Source organism: Chelativorans sp. J32 (assembly GCF_000518985.1).
In the GTDB taxonomy this organism is placed as follows: domain Bacteria; phylum Pseudomonadota; class Alphaproteobacteria; order Rhizobiales; family Rhizobiaceae; genus Chelativorans.
The window spans coordinates 243,162-254,569 of the sequence record NZ_JAEQ01000001.1; the positions used below are offsets into that span (position 1 = coordinate 243,162).

Annotated in this window: 10 protein-coding genes; 6 read left to right on the top strand and 4 right to left on the bottom strand. The window is 61.5% G+C overall.

Annotation, left to right across the window (positions count from 1 at the left end; all coding sequences use genetic code 11):
• Positions 1 to 15: 15 nt before the first annotated feature.
• Entirely contained in the window at positions 16 to 984 is a 969-nt protein-coding gene (locus tag CHEJ32_RS0101235; RefSeq protein WP_028032201.1) for a small ribosomal subunit Rsm22 family protein, read from the bottom strand.
• A 116-nt stretch (positions 985 to 1,100) separates the two neighbouring features.
• On the opposite strand from CHEJ32_RS0101235, the gene CHEJ32_RS0101240 reads away from it, so the two are divergent.
• From CHEJ32_RS0101240 to CHEJ32_RS0101260, 5 genes are all read left to right on the top strand, one after another.
• Positions 1,101 to 3,908: a [protein-PII] uridylyltransferase gene (locus CHEJ32_RS0101240; RefSeq protein WP_028032202.1), complete on the top strand. Its 2,808-nt coding sequence runs from the start codon at positions 1,101 to 1,103 to the stop codon at positions 3,906 to 3,908.
• A gap of 58 nt (positions 3,909 to 3,966) precedes the next feature.
• The gene (gene murJ / locus CHEJ32_RS0101245; RefSeq protein ID WP_028032203.1) at positions 3,967 to 5,556 is read left to right on the top strand and encodes a murein biosynthesis integral membrane protein MurJ; all 1,590 of its coding nucleotides are present in this window, start codon (positions 3,967 to 3,969) and stop codon (positions 5,554 to 5,556) included.
• Positions 5,557 to 5,644: 88 nt separating this feature from the next.
• Positions 5,645 to 6,712, top strand: coding sequence for a tryptophan--tRNA ligase (gene trpS, locus CHEJ32_RS0101250; RefSeq protein WP_028032204.1), 1,068 nt, complete (start codon positions 5,645 to 5,647; stop codon positions 6,710 to 6,712).
• A gap of 87 nt (positions 6,713 to 6,799) precedes the next feature.
• Entirely contained in the window at positions 6,800 to 7,291 is a 492-nt protein-coding gene (locus CHEJ32_RS0101255; protein WP_028032205.1) for a universal stress protein, read from the top strand.
• 93 nt (positions 7,292 to 7,384) lie between these two features.
• Positions 7,385 to 7,954, top strand: a complete 570-nt coding sequence (locus tag CHEJ32_RS0101260) for a NifU family protein (RefSeq protein WP_028032206.1) — start codon at positions 7,385 to 7,387, stop codon at positions 7,952 to 7,954.
• Positions 7,955 to 8,024: 70 nt separating this feature from the next.
• Here the strand turns inward: CHEJ32_RS0101260 and CHEJ32_RS0101265 are convergent, their stop codons facing one another.
• Entirely contained in the window at positions 8,025 to 8,645 is a 621-nt protein-coding gene (locus CHEJ32_RS0101265) for a L,D-transpeptidase (RefSeq protein WP_028032207.1), read from the bottom strand.
• Between the two features lie 263 nt (positions 8,646 to 8,908).
• On the opposite strand from CHEJ32_RS0101265, the gene CHEJ32_RS0101270 reads away from it, so the two are divergent.
• Positions 8,909 to 9,409: an MmcB family DNA repair protein gene (locus tag CHEJ32_RS0101270; RefSeq protein WP_028032208.1), complete on the top strand. Its 501-nt coding sequence runs from the start codon at positions 8,909 to 8,911 to the stop codon at positions 9,407 to 9,409.
• Between the two features lie 12 nt (positions 9,410 to 9,421).
• On the opposite strand, the gene CHEJ32_RS0101275 is transcribed toward CHEJ32_RS0101270, so the two are convergent.
• Both CHEJ32_RS0101275 and CHEJ32_RS0101280 read right to left on the bottom strand, forming a co-directional pair.
• Positions 9,422 to 9,988: an ActR/PrrA/RegA family redox response regulator transcription factor gene (locus CHEJ32_RS0101275; protein WP_028032209.1), complete on the bottom strand. Its 567-nt coding sequence runs from the start codon at positions 9,986 to 9,988 to the stop codon at positions 9,422 to 9,424.
• A gap of 69 nt (positions 9,989 to 10,057) precedes the next feature.
• Positions 10,058 to 11,374, bottom strand: a complete 1,317-nt coding sequence (locus CHEJ32_RS0101280) for an ActS/PrrB/RegB family redox-sensitive histidine kinase (RefSeq protein WP_028032210.1) — start codon at positions 11,372 to 11,374, stop codon at positions 10,058 to 10,060.
• Between the last annotated feature and the right edge of the window lie 34 nt (positions 11,375 to 11,408).

Sequence of the window (11,408 nt, forward strand, 5' to 3'; positions counted from 1 at the left end):
AAGGAGAGAAGGCCGTTATTCCTCCAGGGAATCCCCCCACGCGAGTCGCTTCGCAGCCTTGAAACCTGCGCCTTCCCGCCGGGTAACGAGCCGTTCCTCAACCTCACCCTCGGGATTGCAGAGCTTAAGCCGCACCATGCCGCTCGCCACCTTTGGCGGGGCAAGCACACGGCTTCTGCGCGCGGAGCTTGGAAGGCGTGAGGCGGCGATATAAACGAATTTCTCGTCCTCCCACGGCACCTCCCCACCCTTGGCCAGGCGGTGTATCCGGGAGCGTGCGACGCGGCGGGAGAAGTGGCACCAGTCGGGCTCAACAATCGGGCAGGTGATCTGGTGCACGCAAGGCGCCATGATATGCGCGCCGGCTTCGATCAATTCCCGCCTTGCTTTCAAAATGCGCTGCCATCCTGCGGGTGTGCCCGGCTCCACGATCAGCAGCACCTCTTTGGTCAGTGCCCATAACCGACCAATCAGGGCTTCGGCGGTTGCCGGCTCGAGCTCGTCCAGCACGTAGCAGAGCGTGACGAGATCGGCCGGCTCGATCCCGGGAAGGCCTCCTTCAATCTTCATATCGCGCCAGGAGAGCCGCGTCGGCCCGATCTCCTGCGCCAGACTTTCGCCCACCTGCCGCATCGCCTCGCTCGCCTCGATAAGAATGGCCTCTTCGATTTGCGGCCATTCTTCCAAAGCCGCCCAGAGGGCGGTTCCCGGTCCGGCGCCCACATCCATCAGCGTTCGGGGCGCATCTCCCGCGTTAAGCTCGGCCACATCGCTGATGGCGCGGCGAATGGCAGCGTAGGTGGCGGGCAGGCGCGCCGCCAGGTAAGCCTTCGCCGCGATCATTTCCCCCACATGCAAGCGCCCATCGCGGGTCTCGCTGCGATAGCGGCGGGAAAGCTGGTTCGCCGCGGCTTGGAGGGCGGGGAGCGGTGTGCCTTCCAGCATCTTGTCGACGGCCTGGCGCAGCCTTGGGGGAAGTTCCATATCTGAAGCGGTCTCCTGAAAGGGCCGCCAATAGTCGCTGCCCTTGGCCGGTGCAAGTCGCCGTTCCGTGTCGAACGGAAACGCGTTATATAGCCTCACCCCACAGCGGAAACGGAATGGCCAAGGTTCCTCTGAAACTCGATCAGATCATTGACCCTGCACGCTTGCAGGCGGAGCTCGATATCATCGCAGCCGAAGGCAATCCGGCAGCGGCCGAAACGCGCGGCCAGGTGATGAAGCTCCTGAAAGCCCGCCTCGCCGAGGGCAGGAAGACTGCCGAGAGGATGCTGGGAGAAGATGGCAGCGGAACGGCCTGTGCTGCCCGCCTCTCGCATCTCATGGATGAGATCGTCTGCGCCCTCAATGATTTTGCGGCAAACCACGTTTACCCGATGAGGAACCCTTCTGTGGCCGAACGGATGGCCGTTGTGGCCGTCGGCGGCTACGGCCGCGGCACGCTGGCGCCGGGATCGGATATCGACCTCCTTTTCCTCCTCCCGTATAAGCAGACGCCTTGGGGCGAGCAGATCGCCGAATATATGCTCTATATGTTCTGGGACCTTGGCCTGAAGGTGGGGCATGCCACGCGAAACGTGGACGAGTGCATCCGCCAGGCCCGTTCCGACATGACCATCCGCACTGCCATGCTCGAGGCGCGCTTCATCTGTGGTGACGACGCGCTCTTTGCTGACCTGATCGCCCGGTTCGACCAGGAGATCGTGAAGGACACGGGCGCGGAATTCATCCAGGCCAAGCTCGCCGAGCGCGATGCGCGCCACGCCAAGGGCGGGGAGAGCCGCTATGTGGTCGAGCCGAATGTGAAGGACGGCAAGGGCGGCCTGCGTGACCTGCACACGCTGTTCTGGATCGGCAAATATTACTACCGCGTGCGCGAGGCCGAGGAACTGGTGGAGAAGGGGGTCTTCACTCGCAACGAATACAGGCAGTTCGCCAAGGCCGAGGATTTCCTGTGGGCGGTGCGCTGTCACATGCACTTCCTGACCGGCAAGGCGGAAGAGCGGCTTCATTTCGACATCCAGCGCGATATCGCCGAACGGCTCGGTTACAAAAGTCATCCGGGCATGTCAGCGGTGGAGCGCTTCATGAAGCACTACTTCCTGACCGCCAAGACGGTCGGCGATCTCACCCGCATCTTCTGCGCTGCCCTGGAGGAGGAACAGGCGAAGCATGTACCTGGCTTCAACCGGATTTTGCCCACCTTCTCGCGCCGCAAGCGCAAGCTCGCCGGCACCAGCGATTTCATCATCGACAATCACCGCATCAATGTGGCGGACGAAGGCGTGTTCGAGCGCGATCCGGTGAACATGCTCCGGCTCTTCTGGTTCGCGGACCGGCACGGGCTTGAATATCACCCGGACGCTCTGAAGCTGCTCACGCGCTCGCTCCACCTGATCGATCGCGATTTGCGCCGGAACAAGGAGGCGAACCGCCTCTTTATGGACCTGCTTACCTCCAACCGCGATCCCGAGCTCAATATGCGCCGCATGAACGAGGCAGGCGTGCTCGGAAAGCTCATCCCCGATTTCAACAAGGTCGTGGCGATGATGCAGTTCTCCATGTATCACCACTATACGGTCGACGAGCATCTGATCCGCTGCATCGGGGTTCTGGCCGAGATCGAGCACGGTGACAGCGAACGGATTCATCCGCTCACCCATTCGATCATGCCGAGCCTCAAGCCCTGGAGGGCCGTCCTCTATACGGCTCTCCTCTTCCACGACATTGCCAAAGGCAGGCCGGAGGAGCATTCGGAGGCAGGCGCGCGCATTGCCCGCCGGCTCTGCCCGCATATGGGCTTCGATGCTGCGGAGACCGAAATGGTCTCGTGGCTTGTCGAACAGCACCTCACAATGTCCATGACGGCGCAAACGCGCGACCTCAACGACCGCAAGACCATCCAGGACTTCGCCGATATCGTGCAGTCGGTCGATCGGCTGAAGCTGCTCCTGGTGGTCACCGTCTGCGATATCCGCGGTGTGGGCCCTGGTGTGTGGAACGGCTGGAAGGGCCAGCTCCTGCGCACCCTCTATTACGAGACCGAGCTGTTGCTCACCGGCGGCTTTTCCGAAGGCTCGCGCGAGACCCGGGCAAACCAGGCCCGAACCGTCATGGCAGAGGGGCTTCAAGCCGCCGGCTGGGACGAGCCGAAGGCGCGCCACTATATCGGGCTGCATTACGAGAATTACCTGCTCGCCGTCGATGCAGAGGATCAGGTGCGCCACGCCGAGTTCATCCGCGCTGCTGATCGCGGTGGAAAGGCGCTTTCCACCATGGTCAAACCGCATGCGTTCGAGGCGGTTACGGAGATCACCGTGCTGGCGCCGGACCATCCGCGCCTGCTCTCGGTGATTGCCGGTGCATGTGCGGCGGCAGGGGCGAACATCGTCGATGCGCAGATCTTCACGACGACCGACGGCCGGGCGCTCGACACGATCCTGATCAGTCGCGAATTCGATATGGACGAGGATGAATTGCGGCGGGCGCAGCGGGTTGGCCGCCTCATCGAGGATGTGCTGTCCGGGCAGGCCTATCTCCCCGAGGTGATCGAGAAGCGCACGAAGCCGCGCCGCGGTTCGAAGGCCTTCCGCATCGAGCCGCGGGCGGAAATCCGCAATACGCTTTCAAACCGCTTCTCGGTGGTGGAGATAGAGTGTCTTGACCGGCCGGGCCTCTTGTCGGAGGTCACCAGCGTCCTCTCGGACCTCTCCCTCGACATCGCTTCCGCCCATATCACCACCTTCGGAGAGAAAGTGATCGACACCTTCTATGTGACGGACCTGACCGGCTCCAAGATCGAGAATCCCGACCGGTTGGACACGATCCGGCGTCAACTCATCGAGACGATCGAGAACGGGCCTTCCCGGCGCAATCATCGCAGCAAGTCCAAGACGGTGGCGGCATGATGGTGGAAGGATGGTCGCCTAGAGGTCTCCTCGTTCTAAACTGCATGACCTCCCGCCCATGAGCCTCGTCGCGAAATTCGCCAGCGTCGGCAGCGCCACCATGGCCAGCCGCATCCTGGGCTTCGCGCGCGAGGCGCTGATCGCTGCAGCCCTTGGTGCCGGGCCCGTCACCGATGCCTTTTACGCAGCCTTCCGCTTTCCAAATCTTTTCCGCCGCCTTTTCGCGGAAGGAGCATTCAACACCGCTTTCATTCCTCTCTTCGCCAAGGAGATGGAGGGCGGCGGAATGGAAGCAGCGCGCCGGTTCGGCGAGGACGTGCTGGCGGTGTTGCTTGCGGCGCTTATCGCGCTTTCCGCGCTTGCCATGATCTTCATGCCCTTACTGGTGGGCACGATCGTTGCTCCGGGCTTTGCGGACCTGCCGGAGAAATTCGATATCACGGTGGCCATGACCCGCATCATGTTCCCCTATCTTACCTGCATGTCGCTGGTGGCGATGCTTTCGGGCATCCTGAACTCCATGCGGAAGTTCTTTCTCGCGGCGCTCGTGCCGGTTCTGCTCAACGTTATTCTGATCGCAGTGCTCCTGGTCGGTATCTTCGGATCGTTGTCGGAACAGGAAGCGGGCCTGCTGCTCGCCTGGGGCGTGTTTTTCTCGGGTCTTGCCCAACTCGCGATCCTGATGGTGGCCGTGCGCCGGTCGGGATTTTCCATGCGCCTGCGCATGCCGCGCCTCACGCCCGCCGTCTCCCGCCTCCTCGTCCTGATGGGACCCGCGCTGCTGACCGGCGGCATCATGCAGGTAAATCTTCTGGTAGGGCAGATCATCGCCTCGACCGAAGACAATGCGATCTCCCTCCTCAATTTCGCCGACCGCATCAATCAGCTCCCGCTGGGCGTCATCGGGGTGGCGGTGGGCGTCGTGCTTTTGCCGGAGCTTTCGCGCTCCCTCAAAGCCGGCAATCATGCCGATGCCCAGCATCTTCAGAACCGCTCGCTGGAATTTGCGCTGGGTCTCACGGTGCCAGCTGCAGTGGGACTTATGGTTCTGCCCGGCCCGATTGTCAGCCTGCTTTACGAGCGCGGCGAATTCACCGCGCTGGACACGCAAATGACGGCAGCAGCGCTTGCGGCCTTTGCCTCGGGCCTGCCCGCCTATGTTCTGATCAAGGTCTTCCAGCCCGGTTATTTCGCCCGGGAGGACATGAAGACGCCCATGTGGTTCTCTCTCGCGTCGGTGGTCGCCAATATCGGACTGAGCCTGATGATGTTTCCGCTTTACGGCCATGTGGCCATAGCGCTCGCGACCTCCCTTTCCTCGTGGCTCAACGTGGTGCTGCTTGCGGGCGTGCTATGGTCCCGAAACGATTTCCGCCCTTCTGCCGTCACCTGGCGCCGCATCGCCATGATCGTGTTCGCGAGTGCCGTCATGGGCGCGGTCGCACACGGCCTCGAGATCGCATTTGAGGGTTCGCTTTTGGAAGCATCCGCGGCGATCCGCGCGGTCGGCGTGTTCGCGATCATCGCCGTTTCTGGCGCGGTTTATCTCGCGCTTGCCGTGATGACCGGCGGGGTAGACCGGGCGGAACTCTCATCCGCCCTGAGGCGCCGTCGCCGCCGCGAACAGCCCGCAGCGCAGCAAGGTTGATTGGCTTGGGACTTGATTGCCTTTTTCCGCTCGTTCATAAGCGCCACGGTTTAAAAGCCCCCGCTAGGGGCGGTTTCAGGGTGTTCCCATGAGTGAATTCAAGCAGCTCGTTTTTTCCGGAGTACAGCCGACCGGGAATCTCCATCTCGGTAATTATCTGGGTGCATTGCAGAAATTCGTCGCGCTTCAGGACACTTATGAATGCATCTACTGCGTCGTGGACATGCATTCGCTCACGGCCACGCTGGTCCACGATGATCTCGTTGAGCAGACCCGGGGTATTGCCGCGGCCTATCTCGCCTGTGGCCTCGATCCGAAGAAGAACATCATTTTCAACCAGGCCCGCGTACCGCAGCATGCGGAGCTTGCCTGGATCTTCAACTGTGTCGCCCGCATCGGTTGGATGAACCGGATGACGCAGTTCAAGGACAAGGCCGGCAAGGATCGGGAGAATGCGTCGCTAGGTCTGCTGGCCTATCCGAGCCTGATGGCCGCCGACATCCTTCTTTATCGCGCCACCCATGTGCCGGTGGGCGAAGACCAGAAGCAGCATCTGGAACTGACCCGCGATATCGCCCAGAAGTTCAACAACGACTTTTCCGAGAAGATCGCCAATCTCGGCTATGGCGTCGAGATGATGGTCGGCGAGGAGCAGGTGAACGGCTTCTTCCCGCTTACCGAACCGCTGATCGAAGGACCCGCACCGCGCGTGATGAGCCTGCGCGACGGCTCCAAGAAGATGTCGAAATCCGACCCGTCGGATCTCTCGCGTATCAATCTCCTGGACGACGCCGATACGATTGCGCGCAAGATCAAGAAGGCCAAAACCGATCCAGCGCCGCTGCCCGGCGATGTGGAAGGCCTGGCCGGGCGGCCCGAGGCCGACAATCTGGTCGGCATCTATGCGGCTCTCGCCGGCGTCTCACGCGAAAATGTGATCGAGGAATTCGGCGGACGTCAGTTCTCCGAGTTCAAACCCGCTCTGGCGGATCTTGCCGTGGAAAAGCTCGCCCCGATCGGCGAGGAGATGCGCCGCCTCAAGGCCGATCCGGCCTATATCGACAGCGTCCTCCGGGATGGCGGCGAACGCGCATCCGTCAAGGCGGAAGCGACCATGAAGCAGGTGCATGAGATCGTCGGCCTGCTCGCGAACTGATCCGTCGCAACTCTCCAGCTTGCCGCCCGCCACGCTCAGTGGCAGATTGCACCGCGGGCGGCAGCCCCCGTGCAAGAAGGGACATGCATGGTATCAAAACGGTTGAGCCGGGAAGCCGGCCATAAACGCAAGTTCCTGGCGATCGTCGACGAAACGCCGGAATGCGATCGCGCGGTCGCCTATGCCTCAAGGCGCGCGAAATCCACGAATGGCTCGGTGGTTCTGCTTTTCGTGATCGAGCCGGGCGATTTCCAGCACTGGCTGGGTGTTGAGCAGATCATGCGCGAGGAAGCGATGACGAATGCTCAGTCTGCGCTCAACTCATATGCGGCCAAGATCCGCGAGACAGTGGGCATCGAGCCCGAACTTGTGGTGCGTGAAGGCAAAACCGTCGAGGAAATTCATAAGCTCATCGAGGAAGATCAGGACATCGCGATCCTGGTCCTGGGCGCCGGTGGGGCTAAGGAAGGCCCAGGACCCCTGGTCTCCTCAATCGCCGGAAAGGGCGCGGCATTTCCGATTCCGGTGACCGTCGTACCGCACAGCTTGACGGACGAGGAAGTCGAAAGCCTGGCATAAGCGGGCGCCAGGCCCCATATGCCGCTTGAATGGCCGCGCCGATCGGCCTATTTTAGAATTATTCCAAAGAACGGCAGCATGGAGATTCCGCCGATGTTCATCCAGACAGAAGCGACCCCTAATCCCGCGACCTTGAAGTTCTTGCCGGGCAGGGTGGTCCTGGAAGAAGGCACGGCGGATTTTCGCGAAGCCGAGTCCGCTCGCGCGGTCTCGCCGCTTGCGGCACGCCTCTTCGATATTCCCGGCGTGACGGGCGTCTTCTTCGGCTTCGATTTCATCACCATCACCAAGGATGGTGCCGACTGGCAGCACTTGAAACCGGCGATTTTGGGCACGATCATGGAGCACTTCATGTCGGGTCAGCCGGTCATGGCTGCGAATGACGGCAGCGGACATGAGGCGACCGGCAGCGAATTCTATGATCAAGCTGACGAAGAGATCGTCGCCACGATCAAGGAGCTCCTTGAAACCCGCGTCCGCCCGGCGGTCGCCCAGGATGGCGGCGACATCACCTTCCGGGGTTATGAGAACGGAACCGTGTTCCTTCACATGAAGGGTGCCTGTGCCGGCTGCCCGTCTTCTACGGCGACCCTGAAGCATGGCATTCAGAATCTGCTGCACCATTTCGTACCGGAAGTGCAGCACGTCGAGCAGGTCGGCTGAGCAAAGCTTCAGGCAGAAAAAGAACCGGGCCGCAGAGCCCGGTTTTCCTTTGAAGCCTCTTGCCGTAGGCTTACTTCACGATCACCTTCGCGCCGACTTCGGCACGGTTATAGAGATCGATGATGTCCTGATTCAGGAGGCGAATGCAGCCCGAGGACATGGCCTGCCCGATCGACCACCATTCCGGCGTGCCATGCAGACGGTAGCCCGTATCGCCGCCTTTGTTGAAAAGATAGAGCGCACGGGCGCCAAGCGGATTGGAGAGGCCCGGAGGCATCCCGCCGGCCCATTTCGCTAGCTCCGGCTGGCGTTTGATCATGGCCGCCGGCGGCGTCCATGTCGGCCATTCGCGCTTCAGTGCCACGCGCGCGGTGCCGGACCAGGAGAAGCCCTCACGCCCAACGCCGATGCCGTAACGCATGGCCTTGCCGCCATCCATCACGAAGTAAAGGAACTTCTCCGTTGTATCGACGATGATGGTCCCCGGCTTTTCGTCTGTCTGGTAGGTTACGATCTGGCGATGATACTGGCGCGGAACCTTGGAGATCGGGATGCGCGGCAATTGATAGCCGGCATCCTTCACGGAACCGTATTCTGATGTGAAAATGCGTTGAGTACCGTCGATGCTGCAACCGGCCAGCACCGCCGAAAGCCCCAACACGGCGGCAAGAAGAACAGCTTTCGATTTCATGAAAGATCCCGATCCCGATTACCCAGGGTGTTAACAATGTCTGATTTTTGCCGTTATTCTTAAAATCAGGGTTAACAAGCTGCCAAGATTCTAATTCCTTGATGATGTCATGGTGGCTATTTGCTGGGCTGCTATGGCATTACAGCAACAGTCAGGCCGCTAAGCTTCAGGGCATTGGATGAGCTGAAGCGATAAATGTCAGAGCATGGCCGATGCTCGCGTCAGGCCTTTATTCTGGCGGACATTGCTGGCATTTTCCGACCATGCCGATCGTTTCACCAGTTGCCCTCAATCCGCTCTCGGATGGCCGCCAATCCGAAAGAGCCCTTGTCATCCGCCGCGGCGTACAGCGCCTGCTGACGCAGATGGGCGCGGTCGTCCTGCCGGAGCTTTCGCTTGCCACGGGTCGGCGCGCGGATCTGGTCGCGCTCACCGCGAAAGGTGACGTCTGGATCATTGAAATCAAATCGTCGGTGGAAGATTTCCGGGTGGACCGGAAATGGCCGGATTACCGGCTGCACTCCGACCGCTTCTTCTTCGCGTCTCATCCAGATGTACCGGGCGAAATCTTTCCGCAGGAGTGCGGCTTCATCCTCTCCGACGGATATGGCGCGGAGATCCTCCGCGATGCGCCCGAGCATCGACTGCCACCGGCTACGCGAAAGGCGCTCATGCTGCGTTTCGCCCGTGTAGGCGCAGCCCGACTCACCGCAGCGGAACTTGCCGGGGTGCCGGTGCCTGCGCTCGATGGCGAGGAATTTTAGTCCAGCAAAAGCTCAGCGCGGGGCGCGTTTTGCCAGGATGCGCTGAAGCGTTCGGCGATGCATGTTCAGCCGGCGCGCTGTCTCCGACACGTTCCGGTCACACATCTCGTAGACACGTTGGATATGCTCCCAGCGGACGCGGTCTGCGGACATCGGGTTTTCCGGCGGCTCCGCCTTGTCGCCCGGCATGCGCATGAGCGCCGCATAGATCTCGTCCGCATCCGCCGGCTTCGAGAGATAATCGATGGCTCCGAGCTTCACGGCCGTCACCGCGGTCGCGATGTTGCCGTAACCGGTCAGAATGATGGCGCGGGCGTCCTCCCGCTTTTCGCGGATCGCGGAGACCACGTCGAGGCCGTTGCCGTCCCCGAGCCGCATGTCGATCACGGCAAAGGCAGGTGCCGCCACCTTCACCTTGACGATCGCCTCCTCGACGCTTTCGGCGGTGTCGACGATGAAGCCTCGGCCTTCCATGGCGCGGGCAAGCCGCGCGAGAAAAGGACGGTCGTCCTCTACGATAAGAAGGGTGCGATCTTCGCCGGGAATATTGTTGGCCTGCTCGGCTATCGTGTCGTTCATCATAGCCCCACTGATATATACCAGATTTAGGCAAGGAAACCGCGTTTTTCCAGCCTTGGTTACTGCCGTTCAGCCTTGGCCGAATGCCTCGCCCCCGGCGAGGTATCTTTCGCGTGGCCAGCTTATTTCCACCGTGGCGCCCTTTCCCTCGCCCCCCGCATTGGCGAACTGCACGGTTGCGCCGGAGCGCTCCAGAAGCGTCTTTGCAATGAAAACGCCCAGCCCCAATCCCCCGCCGCTCGAAGGGCCTGTCGGCCGTTGGGACATGTAGGGTTCGCCGATCCGGTCTATGATCTCGGCGGGGAAGCCGGGTCCGTCGTCCGTGATGGAGATACGGACCTCTTCAGCGTTCCACCACCATTTGATGCTGACGCTCCGTCGGGCAAAATCCACCGCGTTTTCCACCAGATTGCCTAGCCCATAGAGGACGCCCGGATTGCGCCGGCCGATCGGCTCCGGCCCAACGGTCTCACCCGCCTCCAGCTTGATATCTATCCCGAAATCGCGATGCGGCGCGGCGGTTTCCTCGATGAGCGATGTGAGCGGCAGCCGGGCCATATGCTCCTCGCTTTCGGAGGAAAGGCTGGTAAGTCGCTTCAGTATCTCGCGGCAGCGTTCGCTCTGGGATCGCAGCAGGGTCACATCCTCGCGAAAACGCGGATCGTCTCCGAGCGTCTTCTCCATCTCCCGCGCCACCAGCGCGATGGTGGCGAGCGGTGTCCCGAGCTCATGGGCGGCGGCGGCGGCCAGCCCGTCGAGTGCGGAAATATGCTGCTCGCGCTGCAGGACCAGTTCGGTGGCGGCAAGCGCGTTTGCGAGCAACCGTGCCTCCTCCGCAACCCGGTGGGCGTAAATTCCCGTAAAAGCAATGGACGAGACGACGGCGATCAGCATGCCCACGACGAAGACCGTGGGCATGGCAAGTTCCGTACCGGGGAACCATGGAAGCGGCAGATGGAAAAATGCGATCGCGCACGCCACGATCACCACATAGGCTCCGAGCACACCCGTCCAGACAAGCGGCAGGGACGTCGCGGAAATGACGACTGGAACCGTCATCAGAAGCGAGAACGGGTTTGTGAGCCCGCCGGTCAGATACAACAGCCCGGCAAGTTGCGAGGCATCGAAGGTGAGGATCGCAAGCGCGGCCGTCGGTGGCACGAGATGGGCGGTGGGGTAACGGAAGGTCAGATAGATATTCAGGCAGGCGGAAGCTGCGATCAGCGCAAAGCAGGAAGTGACGGGCAGGGGAAAGCGGAGCCCGAGCCATACGACGAGAACAGCGGCACTCTGGCCGACCACGGCAAGCCATCTGAGCCGGATAAGCGTCTTGAGCCTGAGGCTCCGGTTAGCGCGGCTGTTCGGCGTTCTCTGTTCTTCCAGCATGGGGCCTTTATGGGCCCAGGGAACGCTTCGACCA

Bases quoted from the DNA above. Each gene is read 5' to 3' on its own strand.
- CHEJ32_RS0101235 (WP_028032201.1), bottom strand. From the start codon at position 984: ATGGAACTTCCCCCAAGGCTGCGCCAGGCCGTCGACAAGATGCTGGAA.
- CHEJ32_RS0101240 (WP_028032202.1), top strand. From the start codon at position 1,101: ATGGCCAAGGTTCCTCTGAAACTCGATCAGATCATTGACCCTGCACGC.
- murJ (WP_028032203.1), top strand. From the start codon at position 3,967: ATGAGCCTCGTCGCGAAATTCGCCAGCGTCGGCAGCGCCACCATGGCC.
- trpS (WP_028032204.1), top strand. From the start codon at position 5,645: ATGAGTGAATTCAAGCAGCTCGTTTTTTCCGGAGTACAGCCGACCGGG.
- CHEJ32_RS0101255 (WP_028032205.1), top strand. From the start codon at position 6,800: ATGGTATCAAAACGGTTGAGCCGGGAAGCCGGCCATAAACGCAAGTTC.
- CHEJ32_RS0101260 (WP_028032206.1), top strand. From the start codon at position 7,385: ATGTTCATCCAGACAGAAGCGACCCCTAATCCCGCGACCTTGAAGTTC.
- CHEJ32_RS0101265 (WP_028032207.1), bottom strand. From the start codon at position 8,645: ATGAAATCGAAAGCTGTTCTTCTTGCCGCCGTGTTGGGGCTTTCGGCG.
- CHEJ32_RS0101270 (WP_028032208.1), top strand. From the start codon at position 8,909: ATGCCGATCGTTTCACCAGTTGCCCTCAATCCGCTCTCGGATGGCCGC.
- CHEJ32_RS0101275 (WP_028032209.1), bottom strand. From the start codon at position 9,988: ATGAACGACACGATAGCCGAGCAGGCCAACAATATTCCCGGCGAAGAT.
- CHEJ32_RS0101280 (WP_028032210.1), bottom strand. From the start codon at position 11,374: ATGCTGGAAGAACAGAGAACGCCGAACAGCCGCGCTAACCGGAGCCTC.